Below are 26,480 nucleotides of genomic sequence, written 5' to 3' on the forward strand. Positions count from 1 at the left end.
TGGGGGCGCCTGGCGACTGGCGCGCTCGCGCTCGCCGCGCTCGCCGTCGCGGGCGCCTATCTCGCGCTCAACATCCGCGGCGACGTCGCCTTCGCGCTGGAGCTCCGAGGCGTGCGGCTCGCCGGGCTCGTCACGGTCGCGACGGCGATCGGCGTCTCGACCGTGCTGTTCCAGACCATCACGGGCAACCGCATCCTGACGCCCTCGATCATGGGGATCGACGCGCTCTACATGTTCGGCCAGACCGCGCTGATCTTCACGCTCGGCGGCCTCGGCTTCGCGAGCCTCGACCCGCGGCTGAAATTCCTGGCCGACGTCGGGCTGCTGATGGCGCTGTCGCTCGCGCTCGTGCTGCCGATGCTGAAGGCCCGGCTCGACATGACGCTGCTGCTGCTCGCGGGCGTCGTCGCGGGCGTGCTGTTCCGCAGCCTCGCGGGCCTGCTCTCGCGGCTGATCGACCCCAACGATTTTTCCATCGCGCAGGTCTCGAGCTTTGCGAGCTTCACCGCGATCCGCCCCCGGACCTCCTGGCGATCGCCGCGATCGTGACCGCGATCGGCTCGGGCCTCGCCTGGCGGGCCCGCCATGAGCTCGACGTGCTCGCGCTCGGCCGCGACGCCGCGACCGGACTGGGCGTCGACTGGCGGCGGGCGACCGCCGGCCTCATGGCGGTCACCGCAGGCCTCGTCGCCGCCTCCACCGCGCTCGTCGGACCGGTGGTCTTCCTCGGCCTCGTGGTGGTGGCGCTCGCCGAACGCGCGGTCGGCACCCGCCGCCACGCCGCTCTCCTCCCGGCCGCCGCGCTCGTCGGGACGATCGCGCTCGTTGGCGGGCAGGCGCTGCTGCAGCACGGGCTCGCGGCGCGACGTCGCTCGGGATCGTGATCGAGTTCGTCGGGGGCATCATGTTCCTGGCGCTGCTGTTCATGGAGGTCCGGCGATGATCCGCATCGAGGGGGTATCGCTCGCCATCCGCGGCGCCGCGATCCTGACCGAGGTCTCGCTCGACATCGCCAAGGACGGCGTCACCGCGCTCGTCGGCCCGAACGGCGCGGGAAAATCGACGCTGCTGTCGCTCGTCGCGCGGCTGCGGCGCTCGAAACCGGCGCCGTCACGGTCGACGGCCTCTCGGTCGCGACCGCGCCCTCGCGCGAGCTTGCGCGGCGCCTCGCGATCCTGCGGCAGGATCCGGGCGTCGCGAGCCGGCTGCGCGTGCGCGAGCTCGTCGGCTTCGGCCGGTTTCCGCATTCGCGCGGGCGCATGACGGCGCAGGACGCGAAATGGTGGCGCAGGCGCTCGCCGCTTTCGATCTCGAGCCGCTGGCCGAGCGTTTCGTCGAGACGTTGTCCGGCGGCCAGCGCCAGCGCGCGCTCGTGGCGATGGCCTATGCGCAGGACACCCCGTGCCTGCTGCTCGACGAGCCGCTCAACAATCTCGACATGGCCTACGCCCGCGACCTGATGCGGCGCCTCCGCACGCTCGCCGACGAGCGCGGCCGCACGATCGTGGTCGTGCTGCACGACACTCAACCACGCCGCGCCTGGGCCGACCGGATCGTGTGCATGCGCGCGGGCCGGGTCGTCGCCGACGGGCCTCCGGCCGAGATCCTGACGGCGGACACGTTGAGCGACGTCTTCGGCTTCTCGATGCGCGTCGAGACCATCGACGGCCGCCCTTCGTTCTACATATCTTTGAAGACGATGCTTGAGTTGCTGGACGACCACATTTTAGAATTATAATAAACTGATGTTTTACAAAGTGATTGACTTGCCTTGCATGTTTTTGTCTTTGTGACAGCCATTCGCAAGTACGCCGGCGAACCGCACTCGATCGCCGCCTCAAGACGCCTCTGCGCGTCGCGAGCGGCGCCGGCCTGCCGAGAAGACGTGATGCCGAACGTGTCGTCGATCTCCGCCCTGTCGGGCTTCTACGCGAGCGAACATGGCCGTCTCAGGCGCATCGCGCGACGCATCACGGGGTGTCGCGACGCCGCCGAGGACGTCGTGCAGGACGCCTTCGTCAAGCTCTCGGGCCGCAAGGTCGAGGCCGACGACGTCGGGCTTCTGGTCCGCACCACGCAGAATCTGGCGCGCGACGCCATGCGGGCGTCACGCGTGCGCACGGCCTATGCGGCCCGCATGACCGAGGAGCAGCTCGCCCCGGGGCTCGCGGCTCCCGACCAGGCGACGGCGAGCCGTCAGGAGCTCGACGCGCTGCTCGCCGCCATCGAGGCGCTGCCCGAGCGCACGCGACGGGTGTTCCTGATGAACAAGGTCGACGAAGTCCCCTATCCCGAGATCGCCTCCCGCCTCGGCGTCTCGGTCTCGACGGTGGAGAAGGAGATGATCTCCGCGCTCTCCTTCTGCCGCGACTGGCGCCGACGTCGCGCCTGAATTGAGGGGGCGTCGACCCTCGAGCGTTCCGATATCATAACGGGCGAAACGCAGCCGGGAACGACGCGGGTCTGATGCAGCCGACGGGGGACGACGGCGCCCGGTCCGAAAGGATCGAGCGCGAAGCGACGGCGTGGTTCGTGCGCCTTGGAAATTCGCAGGCGACGCCGGCCGACCGCGAGGCTTTCGGCCGCTGGCTGGAGGCCGACGCCGAGCACGGCCGCGCCTTCGCCGAGGTCGAGCGCCTGTGGCGCGAACTCGACAGACCGGCGGCCGCCGCCCGCCGCCGCGGCGCGGCGCGCCGCGCCTGCGCCGCGCCGCAGGTTCGGCCGCGCGGCCGTCGCGATCATGCTCATGGCCGCATGTCTCGCCGTCATCGTCTGGCGCGACCCCGGCCTGATCGCGCGGGCCCGCGCCGACCACGCGACGCCGCCGGGCGAAAGCCTCTCGGTCGCGCTCGAGGATGGGTCTTCGCTCTTCCTCGACGCCGACAGCGCGGTGTCCGAGCGCTTCTCGAACGGCCGGCGCGAGGTCGAGCTGCTGCGTGGGCGCGCCTGGTTCGACGTCGCGCCCGATCCGACCCGCCCCTTTCTGGTCCATGCCCGCGACATCGACGTGCGCGTGACCGGCACGGCCTTCGGCGTCGACCGCGACCGGGGCGTCGTCACCGTCGAGAACGGGTCGGTCAGCGTGGCGGAGGGCGGCGAGCATCTGCGTCTGACGCCCGGACAGCAGGTGGCGAGCCGCGACGGCCGCCTCCTGGCTCCGGAGGCCGTCGACCCCTCGACGGCGCTCGCCTGGCGGCGCGGCCTGTTGGTGCTCGACGCCGCCCCGCTCGAAGACGTGTTCCGCGAGATCGCCCGGATGGCGGGCGGGCGCGTGATCGCGCCGCAGGCCGAAGTGCGCGCTCTGCGGCTGTCGGGCGTCTTCCGCGCCGAAGATCCGCAGGCGCTGATCGAGGCCCTCCGCAGCGGCCTCGGGCTGCGCACCGCGTCCGCCCCCGGCCTCGCCACGCTGGTCTATCGCTGACGCCTCGTCCTTCCGCCGTCCCGCCGACTCTTTTCCGCCAGGTTTTTTTGAGGCGCCGCGCGCCCTGAGCCGTTCGGCTTGTGAGAGGCGGCCGCGGGGGCGGCCGCCCGGTGCGTGTTCGGGGACGGCGGATTATGGGAATTCATGTGCGTAGCGCGCTGCTCGGCGGCGCGTCGGTGCTCGCCGCGGCGCTCGCGGGCGCCCTGCCGGCTGCGGCCGAGCCGTCCTACCCGGCGGTCTACAGCTTCGACATCCCGAAAAAAACCGCTGCTCGCCGCGCTCGCCGACTTCACCGCCACGACCGGCGTCCAGGTGGTCCGTCCCGGCGCGCAGCGTCTGGAAGGCGAGGCCCCGGCGGTGGTCGGCCGTCAGGACACCGAAAGCGCGCTCAAGAAGCTGCTCGAAGGCTCCGGCCTCCGGTTCCGCGCCGCGGGCCCGCGCACCGTGACGCTCGAGCGCGTCGGCGAGATCCAGCCGGTCCAGCTCGCGACCGAGGCCGAGACGCTGGAGCCGATCGACGTCATCGGCCAGAACGTCCGCCGTTCGGACGGCGGCGACGGCAAGTACGACGTCACCGCGCAGGAGATGGAGCGCAAGCAGCCGAACGACATTCGCGACGTCTTCGCGGGCGAGCCCGGCATCCAGGTCGGCAGCTCCATCCCGCTCAGCCAGAAGGTCTATGTCCACGGCGTCGAGGAGAACAACCTCGCGGTCTCGATCGACGGCGCGCCGCAGAACAACAAGGTGTTCCACCACAACGCCACGACGGTGATCGACCCCTCGCTGCTGAAGACGGCCCGCGTCGACGCGGGCGTGGCGCCGGCCGACGCCGGCTTCGCCGCGCTCGCGGGCTCGATCGCCTACGAGACCAAGGACGTCGTCGACCTTCTCGGCCCGGCCTCAGCGTCGGTTCCCGGCCTCGTCACCAAGGACGGGATTTCGCCGGCCGCCTCGAAGGACTGGGGCGGCTTCTCGAAGGCCACCTTCAACACCAACGGCGCCGTCTTCAGCCAGAACCTCGGCCTTTTTGGCCGCCACAACGGCTTCGAGGTCCTCGGCTTTTTCAACGTCGCGCGCGGCGGCAAATACAAGGCGGGCAACGGCGACAAGGTGGGCGGCACCGCGACGCATCTCACGAGCGGCCTCGGCAAGGTCGCCTACGAGGCCGACTCGGGCGATCGCTTCGAGTTCAGCTATGAGCGGGTGAGCGACGACGCCTATCGCCCCTACCGCGCGAACGGCGGGGACTTCGAGATCGCCGGCCGCGTCGGCGAACCGAAGACCCGCCGTTACGATCTCGACCGCCAGAACGCCGTCTTCACCTACACCGACACCACGCCCGAAGGCTGGTGGGACCCGAAGATCGTCGCCTCCTGGAGCAAGACCAAGGTCGGTCTCCCCATCTGGGAATGGACCGGCGACACGACCCCGGGCGGCGACCGCATCTTCGCCTACGCCCGCGACGCGATGGGCGACACCTCGACCTACAGCGCCAAGGCCGAGAACAAGTTCTCGTTCGAGAAGGGCACCGTGGTCGCCGGCGTCGACTTCCGCCGCGACCGCGCCCGCATCGACTACTCGCCCGTCGACTTCGACCTTCCCGCGCGGGAGCGCTCGACCCAGGCAGGCGCCTTCGCGCAGGCGCGGCTGGAGCCTATCGACCGCTTCCACCTCTCCTTCGGCGGCCGCGCCGACTATCAGTGGTTCCGCGGCGTCAACGACTCGCCCGGCGCCAAGAAGAACCACGGCGGCCTGAGCGGCAACGTCTCCGGCGAATACGAGCTGATCGACGACCTTCTGACGGCGAAGGCGGCGTACAGCCACGTGTGGGGCGGCGTGCCGCTCGCCGAGAACTTCGTGTTCAACCACCTCTGGCTCTATGAGGGAGCCGGGCAGAAGCTGAGGGCGACCGTCGCCGACAACGTGACGCTCGGCCTCGTCGCCAAGCACAACGGCTTCACCGTCGAAGGCAGCGTATTCGGCACCAACATCGACAACGCCCGCAACGCCAAATATTCGAACGCCTACGATCCCGACGGGTTCGGCGGCCCGGCGCTGCGGGACCGGCTCGGCGCGGTCTGGGCGCCCGACCTCAAGACGCGCGGCTTCGAGGTCGGCGCCGGCTACGCCTGGGACACCGGCTTCGCGCGGATCAAGTGGGCCCATATCGACGTCGACATCAACGGCCGGCGCGGCGACGCCGACACCGGCAACTACATCGCGACGCCGGTCGGCGACATCATCACCCTGACCGCGGCCCACACCTTCACGCAGCACAACGTCACCATCGGCGCCGACGCCGAGATCGCGCCGAAGTACAAGCGCGTCGGCTTCGCCTATGACGAGAACACCGGCGAGCGCTATCGCCTCAAGCACTTCAAGGCCTACGAGGTCGTCAACGCGTTCCTCGAATGGAAGCCTCAGACGGGTCGGTTTTGAAACGACGCTGCGCGTAGACGTGAAGAACATCTTCGACAACACCTACGGCAGCCGCGCCAGCTACGGCAGCGAGTTCGGCAACGTGACGCCGCTCTACGAGCCGGGCCGCTCGGTGATCATGAGCGCGGCGGTGAAGTTCTAAGACGGGGGACGTCACGGCCAAGGCCGTAACGGACGGCGGCGCGGCGGGGCATGTCCCCGCCGCGTTCGTTTTTGACGCCCGAGACGGCGCGCCCGAGTTTGACGGGTCCGGCCTCGCTCACCGCCTCCATGCCGCCATGAGACGATCTCCCGCCTGGCGTTCGGCGGCGCCCGTACGCGCCCATACTTTCAGTCATCTCAGACATGATCCGAATTCATTTTCGGCAGAGGAGCCGGCCGTCTAGGGTCCGCGGGCACACGTGACCCACGCTCCTCTCGGCTCGCCGGCGCCCCGACCCATGGTCGCAGGCCGCCGCCCGGCGACGGCCTGCGGGGCGACGAGAGGATGGACGATGACCCTGGCTTCCTTCGCGCGCTCGGCGGTTCTGGCGGGCGCGCTCGCCTTTTCGGGCGCGGCTCTAGCCGAGACCAGCACGGCCGACGTCCAGGGCGCGGCCGACAAGTGGGACGCGGCCTACAACGGCGGCAAGCTCGACGACCTCTCGGCCTTCTATTCGAAGGACGCGGTGCTCGTGACCAACGCCGACCAGCGCTCCGGCGCCGACATCAAGGCGTTCTTCGCCGGCCTCAAAGAAAAGGGCTTCGACGGCCACAAGATCACGGTCCAGTCGGTCCGCACAAAGGGCGACGTCGTGGTCGCCACCGGCCGCTGGGAGATGACCGGCCCGTCCGAGGGCGGCCAGAAGAAGACCTTCAGCGGCAACTGGATCAACGTGCTCGAGAAGCAGGACGGCGGCCTCAAGACGCTGCTCCACACCTGGAACTGATCTCCCGGACCGGACGACTTCGGCGCGGCGCGCTGGAGCGCCGCGCGCTTTGAGGCTATGCGACCCGTCGGTTCTCGCGGACTGACGGGCGCTCATGACCAAGCAGACCTTCGACAGCCGGCTCCTAAGCGGGGTCGGCGTCCTTTCGGCGGTCGTGCGCGCCGGCAACTTCATGCGCGCCGCCCAGGCGCTGGGGCTCACCCAGCCGGCGGTGAGCCGGGCGGTGTCGCGGCTCGAGCAGCGCGTCGGCGTCCGGATCTTTCACCGCACGTCGCGCGCCGTCACCCTCACCGACGAGGGCCGCCGCTTCTACGAGGCCGTCGCGCCGCTGCTCGCCGGCATCGAGGCCGCGGCCTTCGACGCGCGCGAGACGACCAGCGCCGTCACGGGCCTCCTGCGCGTCAACGCCGACCGGATCTTCGCCCAGCACGTGCTGACGCCCGCGCTTGAGCCGTTCCTCGCGGCCCATCCCGAGCTCGACGTCGAGATCGTCGTGCAGGAGCGGCTCGGCGACCTCGTGGCCGACGGGTTCGACCTCGCCTTCCGCTTCGGCGACGCGCAGGCGAGCCCGCTGATCTGCCGGCGCCTAATGGACGTGGCGGTCGTCACCTGCGCCTCGCCGGCCTATCTCGAGCGGCGCGGCGCGCCCGGCGAGCCGCGCGATCTCGAAACCGGCCACGACTGCGTTCTGATGCGCAATCCCGCCACCGGACGCCCGTTCGACTGGGAGTTCGTGCGCGCCGGCGAGACCGTGCCGATCTCGGTTACGGGGCGCGTGACGGTCAACGACGCCGGCTCGCTGATGGGCGCGTGCCTCGGCGGCCTCTGCGTCGGTCAGCCGCTCGAGATCTACGCGCAGCCCCATCTCGCCGAGGGCCGCCTCGTCCGGCTGCTGCCCGACTGGGCCGACGAGACCTTCCCGGTCCACGTCTACCATCACGAGCCGAAATTCGCGCCCGAGTGGGCGCGGGCGTTTCTCCGCTACGTCGAGGCGCTTCCGATCGTCGCTGGCGGCGCCCCGCCGGTCGAGCGCCTGCGCCCTTGAAGGTGGCGGTCGCGCCCGCCCCGGCTTCCGGGACGGGCGCGACGGGGTCGGCTCAGTCCACGCCCTGGTAGATCATCCGGCCGATCGAGTCGTATTTCGCCCGGTTCATGCGCTTCAGGATCATCGCGCCGCCGAAGCCGATCGCGAGGATCGCGACGGTGAGCCCCGGGATCCACTTGGCGAAGGCGTAGCCGGCCGAGAGGAAGTCGAGGTTGGCCACCAGCATGACGATGACCGCCACCTGCGCCACGAAGGCGATCGCGGGGGCGACCAGCGTCTTGAACCAGTGGTGGTCCTGCGGATGCTCGCGCTTGAAATAGGCGATGATGGCGACCGACACGACCGCCTGCGCCACGAGGATCAGCGTGGTGCCGAACAGCGCCATCAGGCCGTAGAGGCCCGCATAGGCCTGGTTCGGATCGTCCATGCCGAGCGCCGCGGCGAACACGATGACCAGAACCGCGGCGATCGCCGACTGGGTGAATGAGGCGACGTAGGGCGCCTTGTAGACCGGGTGCGTCTTGCCGACGGCCTTCGGCAGAATGCCCTCGCGGCCGAGCGAGTAGAGATAGCGCGAGGCGGTGTTGTGGAACGCCATCCCGCAGGCGAAGGACGAGATCAGGATGAGGTAGCTCATCGCGTCGCCGAGCCATGGGCCGACAAGCGTCGAAGCTGGCTTCATGAAGAAGTTCGCGGCGTCGGTCTGGCCGGCGGCGATCGCGTCGGCGGGCGTCGGATAGGCCGAAAGCGCCGCCCAGCTGGTGATGATGTAGAAGATCCCGAGCGAGATCACCGAGATGTAAAGCGACAGCGGGATGATCTTCTTGGGGTTTTTTGACTCCTCGGCGTAGTTCGGCGCCATCTCGAAGCCGACCCAGCTCCAGAAGGCGAAGAACAGGCCGATCGAGGCGACGCCCGCGGTCAGGCTCAGGCTGCCTGGCGCGTCGAACCCCTGGAAGGCCGCGAGCGGATTGAGCGCCGCGGGATTGGCGGTCACGCCGGAGTTGGTGAACACCCCGATGTCGAACACGGTGAGCGCGATGACCTCGCCGATGAGCGCCACGCCCAGGATCGCGACCGAGATCTTCACGTCGAAATAGGAGCACGCCGCGACGGCCGCGAGCATCACCATGGAGAGGTAGGGCCATGGGATCGTGATCCCCCAACCGGCGAGCTTGGCGGAGGCGAAATAGGCGAAACCGCCTGCGAGCGAGGCCTCGAACACCGAATAGGCGACGATCGACCCCAGCGCGAGCGCCATCCCCGACTCGCGGCCGAGCCCGTGGCTGATGAAGGAGTAGAAGCCGCCGACGGCCGAGACTTTCCGCGCCATCTCGGCGTAGCCGACCGAGAAGATCGTCAGCACGATCGTGGCGAACAGGAAGGCGGCGGGCGCGCCGACGCCGACGCCGTTGCCGACCACGATCGGCACGTTGCCGAGCATCGCGGTGATGGGCGCAGCCCCCGTCACGGTGAGCTGCAGCACGCCGACGAGGCCGATCGCCCCGCCATGCAGCTTGTGCACGTCGCTTCGGCTCGCGACGTCCATCCCGGAGCTTGGCGCCGCCAGCGACGACGACGTTGCATCAATGCTCGACATGCGACCCTCTCCCGTTTCGCGTCTCGAAAAGCCCATGCATCAACTGTGCCTCACGGATTCGTGAGGCAGCGCTTGAGCTTGGCGGGTCGGACGGGAACTGTTGGATCAACAACAGGCAGATGTTGGGTTTACAACGCCTCATCGATAGGCAAGCTTTTGGCCTCTCCTTTCTTTGGCCCAGAGGCGCCCGATGAGTTCAGACCGCACCCGCATCGCGATCGTCACTGGCGGCTCGAAAGGCATCGGAAAGGGCATCGCCAAGGGCTTTTCCGACGCCGGCTATTCGGTGCTGGTGGTCTCGCGCAACGAGGCGGAAGCGAGCGCGGTCGCAGCCGAGATCGGCGGCGGCGCCTCGGGCTTCGCCGCGGACCTCTCCAGGCCCGAAGCCGCGAAGGCGATGGCGGCCGCGGCCGTCGAGCGCTACGGCGCGATCGACGTGCTCTGCGCCAACGCCGGCATTTTCCCGTCGGCCAAGCTCTCCGAGATGACCGAGGCGGATTTCGACCTCGTCATCAACGCCAACCTCAAGAGCACGGTGTTTTCCGCCCAGGCCGTGCTGCCGGCCATGAAGGCGGCCGGCGCGGGCCGCATCGTGCTGACCTCGTCGATCACCGGGCCGATCACCGGCTATCCGGGCTGGTCGCATTACGGGGCGAGCAAATCCGGCCAGCTCGGCTTCATGCGCACGGCGGCCGTCGAGCTCGCGCCCTTCGGGATCACGGTCAACGCGGTGATGCCGGGCAACATCCTGACCGAGGGGCTCGCCGGCATGGGCCAGGACTATCTCGACCAAATGAGCGCCTGCATCCCGATGAAGCGCCTCGGCGCGGTGTCGGACATCGCCAACGCCGCGCTCTATTTCGCAAGCGAGGGCGCTGGCTACGTCACGGGCCAGACCATCGTGGTCGACGGCGGCCAGGTGCTCCCCGAAAGCCCCGGCGCGCTCGACGCCATGGGGGACTAGCGCCCCCTTGTCCCGGACTTGATCCGGGACCCAGAGCCGACACGGCTGGGCCAGCAAACGCGGTCAAGTCAAAGCCTTCGTCGGAAAGCGCCTCGGCTCTGGGTCCCGGATCAAGTCCGGGACAAGTGGGCTGTCAGCCCTCCGCCAGCACCTCGTCCAGCGCGTCGACCAGCATGTCGGCGTGGGCGCGTTCGAACACCAGCGGTGGGCGGATCTTCAGCACGTTGCCGTAGAGCCCCGCGGCCCCGATCAGGATTTTTCGCTCGCGCAGCGCGTTGATCACGCGGGTCGCGGTCTCGGGCGCGGGCGCGCCGTCGCGCACGAAATCGACGCCGAGATAGAGCCCCGCGCCGCGCACCTCGCCGATTTGGCCGCGCCGGTTCGTCAGCCCCCGCAGCCGGGCGAGCAGGTGGCCGCCGACATCGGCCGCGTTCGCGACGAGCCCGCGCTCCTCGATCTCATCGAGCACGGCGAGCGCCGCCGCGGTGGTCACGGGGTTGCCGCCAAACGTGTTGAAGTAGCCGGTCGAGTCCGCAAACGCCTTCAGCAGCGGGGCGCTGGAGACGACGCCCGCGATCGGCATGCCGTTGCCCATCGGCTTGCCCATGGTGACGACGTCGGGCGCGACGCCGTGGCGAACGAAGCCCCACATGGCTGCGCCGGTGCGCCCGAACCCAGGCTGCACCTCGTCGGCGATGAAGAGGCCGCCGGCGCGGTGCGTCGCTTCGACCGCGTCCTTCAGGAAGCCGGCCGGATCCGCCGCGACGCCGTCGCTCGAAAAGATCGTGTCGACGATCAGCCCGGCGAAGCCGAACTCGGAGCGCTCGAGATCCGCGATCGCCGCCTCGACATTGCTGGCGAAGGCCTCGAGCCCGGCCCCGATCGGCGCCGGCACGGCGCGGATGTGAGGCGCGAGCGGCTTTCCGGGGCGCGAGGACGGCGAGACGTCGGTCACGGCGGCGGTGTTGCCGTGATAGGCGGCCTCGGTGACGACGAAGCCGCGCTTGCCCGTGGCCGCGGTCGCGATGCGGAGCGCAAGGTCGTTGGCCTCGCTGCCGGTGCAGCAGAACGCGACCTTGTCGAGCGGCGCGCCGAAGGTGGCGAGCAGCCGCTCGGCGTAGGTGTGCACCACGTCGTAGAGATAGCGCGTGTGGATGTTGAGCTGCGCGGCCTGGTCGGCGATCGCCTTCACGACGCGCGGGTTGCAGTGCCCGACCGAGGGGACGTTGTTGTAGACGTCGAGATAGCGCGCACCGTCGGCGGTCTGGAGCCAGACGCCCTCGGCCGAGACCACATGCAGCGGCTTCTCGTAGAACAGCACCGAGGTCGGGCCCATCGTGGCCTGCCGGCGCTCCACGAGCCGCGACGTCGGCGTCGAGTTCGGCGGGCGCGGCCGCGTCATAGGCGTTGAGCTTCAGGATCTGGCGGCTCGCCGCGGACATGGCCTGGCCTTGCGTCATCGGGAAGAGAGGTAGCGCTCGGCGAGCGCGAGCGTTCCGTGCGTGTAAGCGTCGCCCATCGACTGCGCGGTCGGCGTCTCGGCGTGGCTCGCGATCCAGGCGGTGAGCTGGATCCGCCGCAGCATCATGAGCGCGGGCATGACGGCGCGGTCCTCGGACAAGACCGGCGCGACCGTCTCGTAGCCCGCGAGCCAGGCCTCGAGCAGCTCCGGAATGAACGGCTCGTGCTCCATGAAGCTGACCGCCGCGGCGAAGTCGTACATGAACCACGAGAAGCCGCAGTCGTCGAAGTCGATCACCGCGAGCCGGTCGCCGTCGACGAGAAGGTTGGCGGGCCGCAGGTCGCAATGGATCAGCCCGACCTTGTCGCCTGTCGCGCCATAGGCTGCGAGCTCGTCGCGCAGCCGGTCGCCGGCGCGCTGGATGAGGGCGCGGCCTGGGTCGTCGAGCCCGAGCCCCGCGCGCCAGTCGCCCCAGAGCGGCGTCGCGCCGATCGTCGTGTCGAAATTCCAGGTCTTGCGCCGGAACCCCGGCGTCGCCGCCCAGCCGCGCGCATGACCGTGCAGGCGCGCCGTGATCGCCCCGAGGATGCGGTACCACGCTGCGAGATCCTCTCCGGGCTCCGGCTCCTTGCCGCTCATGAACTCAAACGCCGCGACATGGCGCGTCTCGCCCTCGTCCTCGAAGGCGCCGAGCAGGCCGCCGTCCCGGCGGATCATCGGCTCCGGCGTCGCCGCGACGCCGTCGGCCCTCAGCGCCGACACCCAGTCGAGCTCGGAGCGGATCTCGTCGGCCGCCTGATAGTCCGGCCGGTGGACGCGGAACACGATGGGCGTCCCGGCGCCGTCATGCGCGAGGAAGGTCGCGTTCTCGGAGATCGTCAGCAGTTTCAGCGGCGCGTCAGGCTGAAGGCCCCATTCGGGCAGCGCGCCGCGCAGCCGCGTCTCGAGCCTCGACAGGAAACCGGCGTCGTACATGCGTGGCCCCGCGGATCGTTCGCCTGAGTGATCCCACGCAAATGTGGGAAGTGCAACATCGATGGCGCGGTCACAACATCGCCGCGGGCGCGGCTCAGGCGAGAACCAGCTCCACCCCGTGGCGCCCGATCGTCTCGCCGAGCGCCCCTTCGGGCCTCGCGTCGCTGATCAGCGTCCCGATCTCCCGCCAGGAGGCGAAGCGGGCCGGAAACACCTGGTCGAACTTCGACCGGTCCGCGACCATCAGCGTCTCCGCCGCGCGGGATACGATCGTCCCGTAGACCGCCGCCTCCTCCACCATCGCGTCGGTCGCGCCCTCGGCGGTGAGCCCGCTCGCGCCCACGATCGCGACGTCGGCCGTGAAGTCGCCGAAGAACCGCGTCGTCAGCGCGCCGACCATCGCGCCTTCGCTCGCCAGATACCGGCCCGGCGCCATCAGCACGTCGATGGTGGGGTTGAGCGCGAGCACCGTGGCGACGCTGAACGAATGGGTGACGACGGTGAGCCGCCGGTGGTCGATCGCGATCCTGCGCGCGACATGCGTCGTGGTCGCGCCGGAGCCGATCATCACCATCGCGCCGGGCTTGATGCGGGCCGAGGCCGCGCGGGCGATGCGCTCGCGCTCGGCGACCAGCAGGCCGTGGCGCTCGCCGACCGCGGGCTCGGCGCCGGGCGAGCGCACCGCGCCCCCATAGGTGCGGTTGATCAGCCGCTGCTCGGTGAGTTCGTCGAGGTCGCGCCGGATGGTCTCGGTCGACACGCCCATGCGCGCCGCAAGCTCCGCGACGCGCAGGCTCGGGGTCTGGCCGACCTCGGCGAGGATGTGGCTGTGGCGCGCGGCTTTCGATGGCTTCATGCGGGAAAGATCGCTACTGCCCGATCCGAACGCTGCCCTTGAGACGACGCCGGACGCGAAGATGGATGGCCCCGCCCGACTTGACGAACCGGCCGCCGGCCATTCTCCACAGCCGCTCTTCGCCGTCCACTGCGCGCGCCCGCTCCTCGTCGCGCGCTTCCCCGCGCCCGTCGCCGTTCTGAGCTGGGCGGTCGCGCGGCCGGGGCGGCAGGTCGCCCGAAAGGTCGTCTGGCTCGAGGTGAAGGACGCCGACCTGCCGCCGGAAGTCGATCCCGCGGCGTTGCTCGACGCGAAGCTCGGCGATGCGGGGCTTTCGGACGCTGTCGCAATGATGACCGCGCGCGACGTGCGCCCATCACTCGGGCGTGGCGCGATGGGCGGGCGGCGTCGCGGCGCAGTGCCTTGCGACCGCGGGCCTGTCGAACGCCGGGCGGATCGGCGTCGCGTCCGGCCCGGGGCGTCGGACCGGCACGATCAATCTTCTCGCCGCCGTCTCGGTCGCGCTGACGGACGCCGCGCTGCTCGAAGCCGTTTCGATCGGGACGCAGGCCCGCACCGCCGCGGTGATGGACTGCGCCTATGCGGGCGGCCTCGCCACCGGCACGGGCACCGACTGCATCGCGCTCGCCTGCCCGGCGGAAGGCGAGCCAGCGCCCTTCGCGGGGCTGCACACGCCTGTCGGCGAAGCGCTCGGAGCCGCGGTCTACGACGCCGTCAAAAGCGGCGTCCGCGAATGGATCGACGGCCGCGCCTGAGGCTCACGGCGGCGTGACGAAAGCCCCGCCTCGCGCCTCGACAAATCAGGGGCGGGAGACTATATCGATTGGTATGAAATTCTCGGAGCCCGCGTGACATGGGCAGGCCCAAAGAGTTCGACCCGGACACCGCGCTCTGCGCTGCGCTCCAGGTCTTCTGGAAGCACGGTTATGAGGGCGCGTCTCTGAGCGACCTCACCGAGGCCATGGGAATCACGCGCCCGAGCCTCTATGCCACATACGGCAACAAGGAAGAGCTCTTCCGCAAGGTGCTCGACCGCTACGAAGAGAGCCATCTCTGCTTCGTGGCCGACGCGCTCGCCGAGCGCTCGGTGCTCCGCGCGATCGAGCGCCTGCTCGACGGCTACGCCCAGGTGCTGACCGACCCGATGCATCCCCCCGGTTGCCTCGGCGTCAACAGCGCGGTCTGCGGCGGCGGCGAGAGCGCGGCCATCCGCAAGGAGCTGATCGCCCGTCGCAGCTTGAGCGAAGCGACGCTGCGCGAGCGCTTCGAACGCGCTTCCGCCGAGGGCGAGCTGCCGGCGGGCGAAGATCCCGCCGACTGGGCCCGCTTCGTGATGTCGGTCGGTCTCGGCATGGCCGTGAAGGCCACGTCGGGCGCGCGCCGCGACGAGCTCGAAAAGGTCGGCGCGATGGCGCTGCGGGCGCTGCCCGTGGCGGCGCCCATCGAGGCCCCGGCGCTCGCCGCTCAGGCGTAGGCGACCCAGCCGCGGAACGTGAAGGCGGCGTAGAACAGTCCGACATTCGAGAAGCCCGCCTCGCGCAGCATGGCTTCGTCCTGCTCGGGCGAGAGCGCCGGCAGGCGCTCGGCCATCGTCTGCGCCGCGTTCGCCGCCTGCGCCGGGTCCGTTCCCGACGACGCCGCGAAGGCCGCATATCGCGACAGCCAGAGCTCCGCTTCCGCCTTCGGGCGCGGGAAGCTGTGATGCACGACGACGAGCGGCGCGCCGGGCTTCAGCCGCCGGCGGATCTCCCGAAGCAGACGCAGGCGCGCGTCCTCCGGCAGGAAGTGCAGCACCAGCAGGCAGCTCGCGCCGTCGAACGGCCCGTCGGGCGCCGCGTCGACCTCGCCTTCGTGAAGCGTGACGCGCTCGATGAGCGGCCCGAGCGTCAGCCGCGCGAGCTTCAGCATCTCGGCCGACGGGTCGACCCCATCGAAGCGCCAGCCGGGGCGGCCTTCCGCAAAGACCTTGAGTTCGAGCCCGCCGCCGGCGCCGACCACGAGAATGCGCGCCTCGTCCGCCGCGCGTTCGGCGAGCAGCAGCATCGCCATGCGCTGCATGTCGGAAAAGCCCGGCACCTGGCGCTTCGGCCGCTCGGCGTAGGAGGCGACGGCGTCCGGATCGTCGAAGACGTTCATCGGACCTTCCTCCCAGCCCTTCCTGTCAAAACGACGACGGCCGCCGGAGCCCCCTCCGGCGGCCGTCCTATGAAACGCGCGAAGATGCGGGGGACGCTATCTTCCCCGCGCGCCTCATCCGAGCGAGAGCGGGGCGCCGGGGGCGCGCTCTCGTGAGAAACGGCCGGTTCCTCGGTCTTCTCGGCCGGCGCCTGCGTCTCCTTCACGCCCGCCAGACGGCGGACGAGGACGTAGAACACCGGCGTCAGGAACAGGCCGAAGGCGGTGACGCCGATCATGCCGGAGAACACCGCGACGCCCATCGCGGCGCGCATCTCCGAGCCTGCGCCGGTCGAGATGACGAGCGGCAGCACGCCCATGACGAAGGCGAGCGAGGTCATCAGGATCGGCCGCAGACGCAGCCTGCTCGCCTCGATCGCGGCCTGGAGCGGGGTGCGCCCGTGCATCTCCAGCTCGCGCGCGAACTCGACGATTAGGATCGCGTTCTTGGCCGATAGGCCGACAAGCACGATCAGGCCGATCTGGGTGAAGACGTTGTTGTCCCCGCCCGAGAGCCACACCCCGACGAGCGCCGCCAGAATGCCCATCGGCACGATCAGGATGATGGCGATCGGCAGCGTCAGGCTCTCGTACTGCGCGGCGAGCACGAGGAACACCAGCAGGATCGCGACGGGGAAGACGATGAGCCCCGAATTGCCCGCGATGATCTCCTGATAGGTGAGCTCGGTCCACTCGTAGGAGAAGCCCTTGGGCAGCGTCTCGGCCGCGATCCGCGCCACCGCGTCCTGCGCCTGCCCGGTCGAGTAGCCGGGCGCCGCGCCGCCGTTGACGTCAGCCGACAGGAAGCCGTTGTAGCGCATGGCGCGCTCGGCCCCCGTGGAGGGCTTCACGCTCATCAGCGCCGACAGCGGGATCATCTCGCCGGACGCAGAGCGGACCTTCAGGAAACCGATGTCCTCGGGCCGGGCGCGATAGGCGGCGTCGGCCTGCACGCGCACCGAATAGGTGCGGCCGAAGGCGTTGAAGTCGTTGACGTAGAGCGAGCCGAAATAGATCTGCAGCGTGTTGAACACGTCCGAGACCGCGACGCCGAGCTGGCGCGCCTTGGTCCGGTCGATGTCGGCGTAAAGCTGCGGCACGTTCACCTGATAGGAGGAGAACAGGCCGGCGAGCTCGGGCGCCTGGTTGGCCTTGGCGAGGAACGCCTTAGTGGCCTGGTCGAGCGCCGCGTAGCCCTGCCCCGCCTTGTCCTCGATCTGCAGCTTGAAGCCGCCAATCGTGCCGAGGCCCTGCACGGGCGGCGGCGGGAACATGGCGATGGTCGCCTCCTTGATCGAGGCGTACTGCATGTTGAGGCTCTGGGCGATCGCGGCGGCGCTGAGGCTCGGGTCCTTGCGCTCCTCGAAGGGCTTGAGCGTCACGAACACGATGCCGGCGTTCGACGAGTTGGTGAACCCGTTGATCGACAGGCCCGGAAACGACACCGCGCTCTCCACGCCCGGCGACTTCAGCGCGACGTCGCCCATGCGGCGGATGACGTCCTCGGTGCGGTCGAGCGTCGAGGCGTCGGGCAGCTGCGCGAAGCCCACGAGATACTGCTTGTCCTGCGCCGGCACGAAGCCGCCCGGGATGATCTTGAACAGATGCCCCGTGACTCCGATCAGGCCGACATAGAGCACGAGCATCAGGACCTTGCGGCCGATCGCGAAGCTGACGCCGCGCCCGTAGGACTCCGACGCCCAGGCGAAGCCGCGGTTGAAGCGGCGGAAGAACCAGCCGAACAGGAAGTCCATGCCCCGCGTCAGCCGGTCCTTCGGCGCGCCGTGGCCCTTCAGCAGCAGCGCCGCGAGCGCGGGCGACAGCGTGAGCGAGTTGATCGCCGAGATCACGGTCGAGATCGCGATGGTGAGCGCGAACTGCTTGTAGAACTGGCCCGTGAGGCCCGAGATGAAGGCGAGCGGCACGAACACCGCGACCAGCACCAGCGCGATCGCGACGATCGGGCCGGAGACCTCCTCCATGGCTTTCAGGGCGGCCGCGCGCGGCTGGAGCCCCTCCTCGATGTTGCGCTCGACGTTCTCGACCACGACGATCGCGTCGTCGACCACGATGCCGATCGCGAGCACGAGGCCGAACAGGCTGAGCGCGTTGATCGAAAAGCCCAGCGCATGCATCGCCGCGAAGGTGCCGACGATCGAGACCGGAACGGCGATGAGCGGAATGATCGAGGCCCGCCAGGTCTGCAGGAACAGGATCACCACACGACGAGCGCCACCGCCTCGAGCAGGGTGTGCACCACGCCTCGATCGAGGAGCGCACGAACGGTGGTGTCGTCGACGACGAGTAGTCGACGCCGTCCGGCATGTTGGCCTTGATGTCGCGCATCTCGGCCTGGACCTTGTCGGCGATCTCGATCGCGTTCGAGCCCGGGGCCTGCATCACCGGGATGGCGACCGCGGACTTGTTGTCGAGCAGCGAGCGCAGCGCGTAGTCCGACGCGCCCATTTCGAGCCGCGCAACGTCGCGCAGGCGCACGATCTCGCCGTTCGCGCCCGACTTCACGATGATGTCGCCGAACTCCTCCTCGGACTGGAGGCGGCCCTGGGCGTTCACCGAAAGCTGGAACTCGACGTCGGACGGCGTCGGCGAACCGCCCACCTGCCCGGCCGCCGCCTGCACGTTCTGGGCGCGGATCTCCGCCACCACGTCGGCGGCCGACAGCCCGTGCTCGGCCACCTTCTGCGGGTCGAGCCAGACACGCATCGAATAGTCGCCCGAGCCGAACAGCTGCACCTGCCCGACGCCCTGGATGCGGGCGAGGCGGTCCTTCACGTTCAGCACCGCGTAGTTGCGCAGATACTTGGAGTCGTAGCGTCCGTTGGGCGAGGTGAGATGGACCACCAGCGTCAGGTCCGGCGAGGACTTCACCGTGGTGACGCCGAGCGCCCTCACCTCTTCGGGAAGCCGCGGCTCGGCCTGTGAGACCCGGTTCTGGACAAGCTGCTGAGCCTTGTCCGGATCGGTCCCGAGCGCGAACGTCACGGTCAGCGTCATCACGCCGTCGGTCGTGGCCTGGGAGGACATGTAGAGCATGTCCTCGACGCCGTTGATCTGCTCCTCGATCGGCGTCGCCACCGTCTCGGAAATGACCTTGGGGTTCGCGCCCGGATAGGTGGCGCGCACCACGACCTGCGGCGGCACGACCTCCGGATATTCGGAGATCGGCATCACCGGGATCGAGAGCAGCCCGACGAGGAAGATGATCGCCGAGAGCACGCCCGCGAAGACCGGGCGATCGATGAAGAAGCGCGAGATGTTCATGGTCGGCCTCTGAGTAGAGCTCCGCCCTTCCCGGCCGCATCGCGCGCCGGGTCCGGATCGATTTCAGGGAACGCGGGGGTCCGCCGGGCCGGCGCTCGGAAAGCCGCCGGTCCGGGGGTTACGCGGACGACGTCAGTTGGCGGAGGCCTGCTTGCTGAGCGGCGCCCTCGCGCTCATCGCCACCGGCTCGGGCGCGACGAGCGCCCCGGGCTTGAGCTTCTGGACCCCTCGACCACCACGCGCTCGCCCTCGCGAAGGCCGCTGGTGACGACCTTCAGCCCGTCGCTCGTCGGCCCGAGCGTCACCTCGCGATAGACTGCGCGGTTGTCGTCGCCGACGACGAGCACGTATTTGCGGTCCTGGTCGGCCGCGACCGCGCGCTCGCTGACGAGAACCACGGTCTCGGCCTTGGCCGTGCCGAGCTTCATGCGAGCGAACTGGCCGGGCGAGAGACGACCCGTCGGATTGGCGAACACCGCGCGCAACCGCACCGAGCCGGTCGCGGCGTCGACCGTCGGGTCGACATAAGCGAGCCGCCCCTCGCCTGCGCCCTCGATCGCGACGGGGATCGCCGAGACGTTGTCGGCGCGGTCGCGGTCCTGCGGGGCTGTCGAGGGCGCGCGAGACCGCGTCCTCGTTGGCGTCGAAGCTCGCATAGATCGGATCGACCGAAACGAGCCGCGCCAACACCGGGGCGCCGGGCCGGCCGCCACGAGATTGCCGGCCGTGATCTCGATGCGGCCGACGCGGCCTGCGACCGGAGCGCGGATCTCGGTGTAGCCGAGGTCGAGCTCGGCGGAGCGCAGCGAGGCCTGCGCGCCCTGAAGCGCGGCTTCGGCCGAGCGGAGCTCGCTGTCGCGCTGGTCGAGGTCGCGGCCCGAGATCGCGATCGAGGTCATCTTGCGGCCGCGGTCGAGGTCGGAGCGCGCGAGGCTCACCCTGGCCTCGGCGGCCGCGACCTCGGCGCGGGCGCGGTCGACCGCCGCCGCATAGGGCTCGCGGTCGATCGTGAACAGCACGTCGCCGCGCTTGACCAGCGCGCCCTCGCGGAAATGGGCCGCGACGATCTCGCCCGCGACGCGCGGCCGGATCTCGACGCGGTCGACCGCTTCGAGGCGTCCCGAGAAGGCGGCCCAGGGCGTGACGGACTTCTGCTCGACGCGCGCCACGGTCACGGCGGTCGCCTGTTCGGCGACCGCGGCCTTGGCCGGCGCGCTGTCGGCTTCGATCTTGACGGAGAGGACGGCGGCGCCGCCAGAGCGAGCGCAGCCGTCGCCGCGGCCGGACGGCCGAGGCGGGAAAACCAGTTCGACATGAGCTTTGCGTCCCGAACTATACCGATTGGTATCGTACCGACAGGTATGGTACTCGCGGCCGGGCCTGTCAAGGCCGCGCCGCCCGGAAGACTTGATGGCGCCGCGTCGCACGCGCATAATATACGTCCGTACGTATTTATATGACGACGCCCAGCCGATGACCGACGCAGCCCCTGCCGCTGAAATCCTCGACCGCCGCAAGCGACGCGGGGCGCAGTCGCGCCAGCGCGTGCTGGAGCACGCCGCCGCGATCGCCTCGGTCGACGGCCTCGAAGGGCTGACGATCGGCCGTCTCGCCGCCGAGGCCGGGGTGGCCAAGGGCAATATCCAGGTGCTGTTCGGCGACAAGCAGTCGCTGCAGCTTGCGACCGTCGACTTCGTCCGGGCGGTCCATGTCGCCGCCATCGTCGAGCCGGCGCTCGCCGAGGCGAGCCCCGTCGCGCGTCTGCGAAGCATGGTCGAGCGCTGGTTCGACTTCGTCGAGGCGCGTGAGCTCCCGGGCGGCTGCTTCATGAACGCTGTCGCGAGCGAGTTCCGCGCCCGCCCCGGCGCCGTGCGCGACCGGGTCGCCGCGCATCGCGCCGACAAGCGACGGCGCTATGTCGAGGCGATCCGCGAGGGACAGGCGGCCGGCGAGATCGACGCCGACGCGAACCCGGGACAGCTGACTTTCGAGCTGCTCGCGTTCCAGGCGCTCGCCAATGTCGCGGTGACGATCGGCGACGACGCCGAGTTCGAGCAGGCGCGCGCGTCCTCGCTCGCGCTCCTCGACGGCGTGACGGCCAGACGTTCCGGACAAAAGGCCGCTCGGCCCTCTGGACAGACCGGCGCCTGATTAATATACGTACGACCGTATTTTTAATTGAGGGGCGATCCATGACGTCTTCCGACACGGTCGCGCAGGCCTGCGCCTGCGACGCGGCTCCGCGCTCCACGCCCTCCGTCCAACCTCCCGCCGAGGCCCTGACCTCGCTCTGGATCGTGGCCGGCCTCGCGATGGCGCCTGCGGTCGCGCAGGGGTTCGGGCGCTTCGCCTATGCGCTGGTGCTGCCGGCGATGCGCGACGACCTCGGCTGGTCCTGGGCGGACGCCGGCGCGATGGGCGCCGCCAACGCCATCGGCTACCTGATCGGCGCGATCGTGGCCGCGGGCCTCGCCCAGCGCTACGGCGCCAAGCGCGTCTTCTCGGTCTCGCTCGCAGCCTCGGCGATCGCCATCGCGGCCGCGGCGCTCGCCTCGGACTATTGGGCGCAAGGGGCGTTGCGGCTCGCCGCGGGCGTTTCGAGCGGCGTCGCCTTCGTGGTCGGCGGCGCGCTCGCCGCGGCGGCGGCCTCCGGCGCGGCGCGGCCCGGGCGCCGACCGTGCTCGGCGTCTATGTGGCGGGCGTCGGCGTGGGCATCGCGATCTCGGCGCTCGCCGTTCCGCCCGTCGTCGCCGAGGCCGGCTGGCGCGGCGGCTGGATCGCTCGGCCTTCTTTCCGTGCTCGCGGCACTCCTCGCCGCGCCCGCGGTCCGGCGAACGCCAGCGCCGGCCATGCGCACGAGCGGCGGCAGGCGCGGCCTCGACCTCCGGCCCATCCTGCCTGTCTTCGTGGCCTACGGGCTGCTTGGCGCGGGCTACATCGCCTACGCCACCTTCGTGGTCGCGCATCTCAAAGCCGAGCTCGGCTTCGGCGCCGTCGAGATCTCAGCCTTCTGGACCGTGCTCGGTCTCTCGATCGTGGCCTTCACGTTCCTCTGGGGTTCGGTGCTCGGGCGCCTACGCGGCGGGCTCGGCCTCATCGCCACCACCTCGATCATGATGGCGGCGTCGCGCTCGTCATTTTCGAGCCGTCTCGGACCGGCGCCTATGTGTCGGCCGTTCTGTTCGGCGCGTCCGGCCTCGCCTCGGTGACCGCGGTGACGACGCTCGCGCGCCGCATCTACCCGCCGGAGCTCTGGACGCCGGCCATCGGCCTGCTCACGGTCGCGTTCGGCGTCGGCAGATCGTCGGCCCGGTGTTGAGCGGCTTCGTCTCCGACGGGCCGCACGGGCTCACCGCGGGCCTCACCCTGTCGCTCTGGATCATGGCCGCGACGGTCGCGGCGGCGGCGCTCCAGCGCGAGCGCCGCGCCTGACGGCCTCTCAGCCGCGCGGCCCGAACAGCACGACGGCCGCGCCCGCGACGCAGATCGCCGAGCCGATCATGTCCCAGCGGTCCGGCCGCACGCCCTCGACCGCCCAGAGCCAGGCGAGCGAGGCCGCGACATAGACCCCGCCATAGGCCGCATAGGCGCGCCCCGCCGCCTCGCTCTCGACGAGCGTCAGCAGCCAGGCGAAGGCGACCAGCGAGACGACGCCCGCCGCGAGCCAGCCCACATGCGCGCCGTGGCGCACGACCGCCCAGAACGCGAAGCAGCCGGCGATCTCGGCGAGCGCCGCGGCGACGTAGACGACAGGCGTCATGGGGCTCGGCTCCTCACCGCAGCATCGTCGGCATGACCCACCAGCCGGGCAAGGCGGCGCGCAGCGCGCGCGCGGCGCGGCGGGCCGACCGCTGGTCGTCATAGAGGCCGAACACCGTCGCGCCCGAGCCCGACATCCGCGCGAGCCGGCAGCCTTCTGTTTGGGCGAGCGCCTCGAGCCCCGTTCCGATGTCGGCGAGCAGGGAGCGGGCCGGCGCTTCGAGGTCGTTGCGGGCCGCGACAAGCGCGGCGAGCCCGGCGTCGGGCGCGGCCGTCGTCTCTGACCGCGTTTCGCCGGGCTTCAGGGCGAGGCGGCGAAAGATCTCGGGCGTCGAGACGGGCTTCAACGGGTTCGCGAGCACGGCGGCGAGCGGCGCGAAGCCCGCGAGCGGCGCCACGCCTTCGCCCCGCCCGGTCATCCGCGCCGCGCGCGAGACGAGGCAGGCCGGCACGTCCGAGCCCGTCGCGGCGGCCGCCTCGACCAGGCGCGGATCCTCGGCCGCAATCCCGTTCGCCTGCGCGAGCAGCCGCAGCGCCGCGGCGGCGTCGGCCGAACCGCCGCCAAGGCCCGCCGCGACCGGAATGCGCTTCACGAGAGAAAACCGCCCGAGCCGCAGCCCGGGGATGCGCGCCGCCGCCTCGCGGGCGGCCTTCAGCACGAGATTGTCGTCGCCCGCAACGTCCCCGGCGGCGCAAGCGAACGGCCCCTCGACGGACAGCGCCAGACCCTCGCTTGGGCGAAACGCCAGCGCGTCCGCGGCGCAGCCGGCGAAGGCCACGAGGCTGTCAAGCTCATGAAACCCGTCGGCCCGGCGGCCGAGGACGTGGAGCGTCAGATTGACCTTGGCGGGAGCGCGGGCGCGGAGCATCGCGCCGCCTTTATCATTGGGGGCGAGACGCCGCCATCATGGCGACGCAGGGCGCAAGCGGGGCTCAGCCGCCCTCGCGCTTTTCCTTCACTTCCGCCGCGTCGGTCTTCTTGTCGGCCTCGAGCCCGTCCTTGAGCTTGGCCTCGATCTTGGGAAGCTCGTTGGCCTCGGGCTTCAGCTCCAGCGCGTGGCTCCACTGGAAGCGCGCCTCGAGCTTGCGCCCGACGCGCCAATAGGCGTCGCCGAGATGATCGTTCATGACCGGATCCTGCGGGCGCAGCTCGACCGCGCGCTCAAGCTCGCGCACGGCGTCCTCATATTTGCCGAGCTTGTAGAAAGCCCAGCCGAGGCTGTCGACGATGTAGCCGTCGTCCGGCTTCAGCTCGACCGCCTTGCGGATCAGCTTCATGCCCTCGTCGAGATTGACGCCCTGGTCGATCCAGGAATAGCCGAGATAGTTCATCACCAGCGCCTGGTCGGGCGACAGCTCCAGCGCCTTCTTGAGGTCGGCCTCGGCCTTCGCCCATTGCTTGGAGCGCTCATAGGCGATGCCGCGGACATAGTAGAGCGACCAGTTGCTCCGGTCGGGCGAGGCCGCCGCCGCGGCGGACTGTGCGGGTTTCACGTCCGCGGGCTGGGCGGGCGAGGCCGCCGCCTCCGCGGCCTGCCGCTTCTCCACGAGATCCACGGCCTTGCTGTAGGTGTCGGCGGCTTCCTTGAACTGCTCGCGGCCGCGCTCGATGTTGCCGAGCGCGACGATCGCCTCCTGGTCGGTCGGGTCGGCGTCGATCAGCTTCTTCAGCTGCGCCTTGGCCTTGTCGGTCTTGTCGAGCCGATCGAGGTCCATGGCGCTCTGGATGTCAGCGTTGCGCTTGAGCGCAGAGCTCTCCGGAACGCGGTCGTAGACGTCGATCGCGTCGGCGTACTGGTTCAGCTGATCATAGAGGTCGGCGAGCGTGACGAGCGCCATCGGGTGCTCGGGCTCGAGATAGAGCGCGAGCTGGAGATAGACGATCGAGAGATCCTCGCCGCCCTGCCGGCCGAGCGCGCCGCCGATGCCGTAGAGCACCTCGGCCGCGCCGTCGGTCGGATCCTTGACGATGCGCTTGGCCTCCTTGCCCTGCTCGATCGCGTCGCGGGTCTCGCGGATGAGCGGATGGCGGGGCGAGGCCTTCTCGAAATCGGCGAGCGCCTTCAGCGCCCCGGCCTTGTCGCCGGCGCGCGCGCGATAGATCGCGGCCGCCTGCGCGATGCGCAGCGCCGAGCCGTCGCCCGAAAGCGCGGCGTTGAAGCGCTTGGCCGCCTCGTCCTTGCGGTTGCCGATGTCGGCGATCAGCGCCGCGTGATAGTCGCGGAACGTGCCGAAGAAGTCCGCGCCCTGAAGCTTGTCCACGGCCTCGACCGCCTTGGCGGGCTGGTCGGAGCCGAGCCAGGTCCAGCCGATGAGCAGCTGGGTGGTGAGGTCGGCGAGCGGCCCCTTGGCGCCGCGCGACAGGTGATGGCGGGCCGCGCCGTAATTGTGGGTGCGGATCGAGCGCGCCGCGAGCGCGAGCCGCGCGATACGGTTCGACGGGTCGGTGGCGACCACGCGCTCGGCGAGGCGCATGGCCCCGTCGCCGTCGCCGTCGGCGAGCGTCAGCAGGAACGTGCGCTCGAGCAGCTCGGCGTTGCGCGGGTCGCTCTTCAGCGCCGCGCGGAAGAATGTCGCGGCGGCGCCGGCGTCACGGCTCGCCCCGGCGACGCGGCCGGCGAGATAGTTGCCGGTGAGCGTCCCGCGCGTCGCCAGCGTGTCGACCTCGGCCGCGTCGTTCGGGTTGGCGAGCGCGGGACCGGCCGCCAGAAGCGCCGCGAGGGCTGCGATCGGCGCGAGACGCGAGAGCGAGTGAGTCACGAGGCGGTCATCCTTCCTGCGGGCGTCGTCCGGCGGGCGGCGACGCGCGAAGCGTTCGGCAGGATGAACGCCCGGGGCCCGGCTCACAACCCCGAAGCCGACGATCGTGACCGTCAGTCCGGCGCCGCGCCCGCGCCCACGAGCCCGTCCCAGGCGGCCATCGCGCCCCTGGCGACGCCACGAAGCGTCTCCGTCGAAGCGCCGTCGACCGCCTGAATCGACATGCCCTGCTGCACCGTCACGTAGAACGCCGCGATCGCGGCGATATCGAGGCCTTTCGGCAGTTCTCCGGACGCGACGCCTCTTGCAAGCCGCCGTTCGAGCATGGCCACGACCGCCGTGCGACGCCCTTTGAGTTCCTCCCGCGCGGCTTCGCAGGCGCCGTGCGCGCTCACCGCCGCGAGCACGATCATGCAGCCGGGCGGATGTCCGGGCGCCGACAGACCGTCGGCCGTGGTCATGAGATAGCCCTCGATGCCCTCGCGCGCCGTGGCGGGATCCTCGATCGCCGCGATCATCGCGCCGCTGCTTTCGCGCTCGTAGAGCCGGCAGGCCTCGCGGAACAGCGCGTCCTTCGATCCGAAGGCGGCGTAGAGGCTCGGAGAGCCGACGCCCATGGCGCGCGTGAGCTCGGCCATCGAGGCGCCCTCGTAGCCGAGCGCCCAGAAGGTCTCCATCGCCTTGCGGAGCGCGGTCTCGCGGCAGAACGCCCGCGGGCGGCCGCGTCCCGGCTTGTCGATCGTGCCTGCGGTGTCTTGATCCGTCATCGCCATCGCGTCGCGCCAATTTTATGCCGATCGATATATAAATCTC

22 protein-coding genes and 5 pseudogenes are annotated in these 26,480 nt (G+C 70.3%); 16 read left to right on the plus strand and 11 right to left on the minus strand.

What is annotated here, in order from left to right; translation table 11 throughout:
• The first annotated feature begins 9 nt into the window (after positions 1-9).
• From K6K41_RS07580 to K6K41_RS07620, 9 genes and pseudogenes are all read left to right on the plus strand, one after another.
• Positions 10-943: pseudogene (locus K6K41_RS07580) on the plus strand (iron chelate uptake ABC transporter family permease subunit).
• Positions 940-1,738, plus strand: a pseudogene (locus K6K41_RS07585) (iron ABC transporter ATP-binding protein). The pseudogenes K6K41_RS07580 and K6K41_RS07585 overlap by 4 nt, the downstream one beginning before the upstream one ends.
• 150 nt (positions 1,739-1,888) lie before the next feature.
• Positions 1,889-2,392, plus strand: a complete 504-nt coding sequence (locus tag K6K41_RS07590) for an RNA polymerase sigma factor (RefSeq protein ID WP_315855156.1) — start codon at positions 1,889-1,891, stop codon at positions 2,390-2,392.
• 74 nt (positions 2,393-2,466) lie between these two features.
• Positions 2,467-2,580, plus strand: a pseudogene (locus K6K41_RS07595) (DUF4880 domain-containing protein); the annotation flags it as partial.
• Between the two features lie 166 nt (positions 2,581-2,746).
• The gene (locus tag K6K41_RS07600; RefSeq protein WP_261404539.1) at positions 2,747-3,421 is read left to right on the plus strand and encodes a FecR family protein; all 675 of its coding nucleotides are present in this window, start codon (positions 2,747-2,749) and stop codon (positions 3,419-3,421) included.
• Between the two features lie 144 nt (positions 3,422-3,565).
• Entirely contained in the window at positions 3,566-5,860 is a 2,295-nt protein-coding gene (locus tag K6K41_RS07605) for a TonB-dependent receptor (RefSeq protein WP_261404540.1), read from the plus strand.
• Between the two features lie 19 nt (positions 5,861-5,879).
• The gene (locus tag K6K41_RS07610; RefSeq protein WP_261404541.1) at positions 5,880-6,002 is read left to right on the plus strand and encodes a hypothetical protein; all 123 of its coding nucleotides are present in this window, start codon (positions 5,880-5,882) and stop codon (positions 6,000-6,002) included.
• 352 nt (positions 6,003-6,354) lie between these two features.
• On the plus strand, positions 6,355-6,789 hold the full coding sequence (locus K6K41_RS07615) for a YybH family protein (RefSeq protein ID WP_261404542.1): 435 nt from the start codon (positions 6,355-6,357) through the stop codon (positions 6,787-6,789).
• Between the two features lie 94 nt (positions 6,790-6,883).
• Positions 6,884-7,834, plus strand: a complete 951-nt coding sequence (locus tag K6K41_RS07620) for a LysR family transcriptional regulator (protein ID WP_261404543.1) — start codon at positions 6,884-6,886, stop codon at positions 7,832-7,834.
• Between the two features lie 52 nt (positions 7,835-7,886).
• Here the strand turns inward: K6K41_RS07620 and K6K41_RS07625 are convergent, their stop codons facing one another.
• A complete protein-coding gene (locus K6K41_RS07625; protein ID WP_261404544.1) occupies positions 7,887-9,434 on the minus strand; it encodes an APC family permease in 1,548 nt (515 codons plus the stop codon).
• Positions 9,435-9,624: 190 nt separating this feature from the next.
• On the opposite strand from K6K41_RS07625, the gene fabG reads away from it, so the two are divergent.
• Positions 9,625-10,398 (plus strand): 3-oxoacyl-ACP reductase FabG, encoded by a 774-nt coding sequence (gene fabG / locus K6K41_RS07630; RefSeq protein ID WP_261404545.1) that lies wholly within the window; start codon positions 9,625-9,627, stop codon positions 10,396-10,398.
• 133 nt (positions 10,399-10,531) lie between these two features.
• Here fabG and K6K41_RS07635 read toward each other — a convergent pair whose 3' ends face one another.
• From K6K41_RS07635 to K6K41_RS07645, 3 genes are all read right to left on the minus strand, one after another.
• Positions 10,532-11,800 carry an aspartate aminotransferase family protein gene (locus K6K41_RS07635; RefSeq protein ID WP_261404546.1) on the minus strand — a complete coding sequence of 423 codons (1,269 nt, stop codon included), beginning with the start codon at positions 11,798-11,800 and terminating at the stop codon, positions 10,532-10,534.
• Between the two features lie 54 nt (positions 11,801-11,854).
• Entirely contained in the window at positions 11,855-12,835 is a 981-nt protein-coding gene (locus tag K6K41_RS07640; protein WP_261404547.1) for a phosphotransferase enzyme family protein, read from the minus strand.
• Positions 12,836-12,929: 94 nt separating this feature from the next.
• The gene (locus tag K6K41_RS07645) at positions 12,930-13,691 is read right to left on the minus strand and encodes a DeoR/GlpR family DNA-binding transcription regulator (protein ID WP_261404548.1); all 762 of its coding nucleotides are present in this window, start codon (positions 13,689-13,691) and stop codon (positions 12,930-12,932) included.
• 61 nt (positions 13,692-13,752) lie between these two features.
• Between K6K41_RS07645 and K6K41_RS30965 the strand changes: the two are divergent.
• From K6K41_RS30965 to K6K41_RS07660, 3 genes and pseudogenes are all read left to right on the plus strand, one after another.
• A pseudogene (locus K6K41_RS30965) lies at positions 13,753-13,980 on the plus strand (hypothetical protein); the annotation flags it as partial.
• A gap of 76 nt (positions 13,981-14,056) precedes the next feature.
• On the plus strand, positions 14,057-14,446 hold the full coding sequence (locus tag K6K41_RS07655; RefSeq protein ID WP_261404549.1) for an adenosylcobinamide amidohydrolase: 390 nt from the start codon (positions 14,057-14,059) through the stop codon (positions 14,444-14,446).
• 98 nt (positions 14,447-14,544) lie between these two features.
• Positions 14,545-15,165, plus strand: a complete 621-nt coding sequence (locus K6K41_RS07660) for a TetR/AcrR family transcriptional regulator (protein WP_261404550.1) — start codon at positions 14,545-14,547, stop codon at positions 15,163-15,165.
• Here K6K41_RS07660 and K6K41_RS07665 read toward each other — a convergent pair.
• The 3 genes and pseudogenes from K6K41_RS07665 to K6K41_RS07675 form a co-directional block, all read right to left on the minus strand.
• Entirely contained in the window at positions 15,156-15,827 is a 672-nt protein-coding gene (locus K6K41_RS07665; protein ID WP_261404551.1) for a class I SAM-dependent methyltransferase, read from the minus strand. The two genes, K6K41_RS07660 and K6K41_RS07665, sit on opposite strands and share 10 nt — an antisense overlap.
• A 212-nt stretch (positions 15,828-16,039) precedes the next feature.
• Positions 16,040-19,148 (minus strand): annotated as a pseudogene (locus K6K41_RS07670) (efflux RND transporter permease subunit); the annotation flags it as partial.
• A 173-nt stretch (positions 19,149-19,321) separates the two neighbouring features.
• Complete coding sequence (locus tag K6K41_RS07675; RefSeq protein WP_261404552.1) at positions 19,322-20,323, minus strand: efflux RND transporter periplasmic adaptor subunit; 1,002 nt, start codon at positions 20,321-20,323, stop codon at positions 19,322-19,324.
• Between the two features lie 235 nt (positions 20,324-20,558).
• Here K6K41_RS07675 and K6K41_RS07680 point away from each other — a divergent pair, with 235 nt between their 5' ends.
• From K6K41_RS07680 to K6K41_RS07690, 3 genes are read left to right on the plus strand one after another with little or no spacing between them, the layout of a single operon-like run.
• Positions 20,559-21,299 (plus strand): TetR/AcrR family transcriptional regulator, encoded by a 741-nt coding sequence (locus tag K6K41_RS07680; RefSeq protein WP_261404553.1) that lies wholly within the window; start codon positions 20,559-20,561, stop codon positions 21,297-21,299.
• A gap of 41 nt (positions 21,300-21,340) precedes the next feature.
• Positions 21,341-22,357 (plus strand): YbfB/YjiJ family MFS transporter, encoded by a 1,017-nt coding sequence (locus K6K41_RS07685; protein ID WP_261404554.1) that lies wholly within the window; start codon positions 21,341-21,343, stop codon positions 22,355-22,357.
• Positions 22,315-22,467 (plus strand): hypothetical protein, encoded by a 153-nt coding sequence (locus K6K41_RS07690; RefSeq protein ID WP_261404555.1) that lies wholly within the window; start codon positions 22,315-22,317, stop codon positions 22,465-22,467. The genes K6K41_RS07685 and K6K41_RS07690 overlap by 43 nt, the downstream gene beginning before the upstream one ends.
• 120 nt (positions 22,468-22,587) lie before the next feature.
• Here K6K41_RS07690 and K6K41_RS07695 read toward each other — a convergent pair whose 3' ends face one another.
• From K6K41_RS07695 to K6K41_RS07710, 4 genes are all read right to left on the minus strand, one after another.
• Positions 22,588-22,908: a YnfA family protein gene (locus tag K6K41_RS07695; protein WP_261404556.1), complete on the minus strand. Its 321-nt coding sequence runs from the start codon at positions 22,906-22,908 to the stop codon at positions 22,588-22,590.
• A gap of 13 nt (positions 22,909-22,921) precedes the next feature.
• On the minus strand, positions 22,922-23,776 hold the full coding sequence (locus K6K41_RS07700; RefSeq protein WP_261404557.1) for a 4-(cytidine 5'-diphospho)-2-C-methyl-D-erythritol kinase: 855 nt from the start codon (positions 23,774-23,776) through the stop codon (positions 22,922-22,924).
• A gap of 64 nt (positions 23,777-23,840) precedes the next feature.
• Complete coding sequence (locus tag K6K41_RS07705; RefSeq protein ID WP_261404558.1) at positions 23,841-25,667, minus strand: tetratricopeptide repeat protein; 1,827 nt, start codon at positions 25,665-25,667, stop codon at positions 23,841-23,843.
• A 113-nt stretch (positions 25,668-25,780) separates the two neighbouring features.
• Positions 25,781-26,434, minus strand: coding sequence for a TetR/AcrR family transcriptional regulator (locus K6K41_RS07710; RefSeq protein WP_261404559.1), 654 nt, complete (start codon positions 26,432-26,434; stop codon positions 25,781-25,783).
• Positions 26,435-26,480: the final 46 nt, after the last annotated feature.

The sequence above is a fragment of the Chenggangzhangella methanolivorans genome (assembly GCF_019797865.1).
GTDB lineage: Bacteria > Pseudomonadota > Alphaproteobacteria > Rhizobiales > Methylopilaceae > Methylopila > Methylopila methanolivorans.

Excerpts from the sequence above, each read along its gene's own strand:
- K6K41_RS07590 (WP_315855156.1), top strand. The coding sequence starts at position 1,889 with ATGCCGAACGTGTCGTCGATCTCCGCCCTGTCGGGCTTCTACGCGAGC.
- K6K41_RS07600 (WP_261404539.1), top strand. The coding sequence starts at position 2,747 with ATGGCCGCATGTCTCGCCGTCATCGTCTGGCGCGACCCCGGCCTGATC.
- K6K41_RS07605 (WP_261404540.1), top strand. The coding sequence starts at position 3,566 with ATGTGCGTAGCGCGCTGCTCGGCGGCGCGTCGGTGCTCGCCGCGGCGC.
- K6K41_RS07615 (WP_261404542.1), top strand. The coding sequence starts at position 6,355 with ATGACCCTGGCTTCCTTCGCGCGCTCGGCGGTTCTGGCGGGCGCGCTC.
- K6K41_RS07620 (WP_261404543.1), top strand. The coding sequence starts at position 6,884 with ATGACCAAGCAGACCTTCGACAGCCGGCTCCTAAGCGGGGTCGGCGTC.
- K6K41_RS07625 (WP_261404544.1), bottom strand. The coding sequence starts at position 9,434 with ATGTCGAGCATTGATGCAACGTCGTCGTCGCTGGCGGCGCCAAGCTCC.
- fabG (WP_261404545.1), top strand. The coding sequence starts at position 9,625 with ATGAGTTCAGACCGCACCCGCATCGCGATCGTCACTGGCGGCTCGAAA.
- K6K41_RS07635 (WP_261404546.1), bottom strand. The coding sequence starts at position 11,800 with ATGACGCGGCCGCGCCCGCCGAACTCGACGCCGACGTCGCGGCTCGTG.
- K6K41_RS07640 (WP_261404547.1), bottom strand. The coding sequence starts at position 12,835 with ATGTACGACGCCGGTTTCCTGTCGAGGCTCGAGACGCGGCTGCGCGGC.
- K6K41_RS07645 (WP_261404548.1), bottom strand. The coding sequence starts at position 13,691 with ATGAAGCCATCGAAAGCCGCGCGCCACAGCCACATCCTCGCCGAGGTC.
- K6K41_RS07660 (WP_261404550.1), top strand. The coding sequence starts at position 14,545 with ATGGGCAGGCCCAAAGAGTTCGACCCGGACACCGCGCTCTGCGCTGCG.
- K6K41_RS07665 (WP_261404551.1), bottom strand. The coding sequence starts at position 15,827 with ATGAACGTCTTCGACGATCCGGACGCCGTCGCCTCCTACGCCGAGCGG.
- K6K41_RS07680 (WP_261404553.1), top strand. The coding sequence starts at position 20,559 with ATGGCGCCGCGTCGCACGCGCATAATATACGTCCGTACGTATTTATAT.
- K6K41_RS07685 (WP_261404554.1), top strand. The coding sequence starts at position 21,341 with ATGACGTCTTCCGACACGGTCGCGCAGGCCTGCGCCTGCGACGCGGCT.
- K6K41_RS07695 (WP_261404556.1), bottom strand. The coding sequence starts at position 22,908 with ATGACGCCTGTCGTCTACGTCGCCGCGGCGCTCGCCGAGATCGCCGGC.
- K6K41_RS07700 (WP_261404557.1), bottom strand. The coding sequence starts at position 23,776 with ATGCTCCGCGCCCGCGCTCCCGCCAAGGTCAATCTGACGCTCCACGTC.
- K6K41_RS07710 (WP_261404559.1), bottom strand. The coding sequence starts at position 26,434 with ATGACGGATCAAGACACCGCAGGCACGATCGACAAGCCGGGACGCGGC.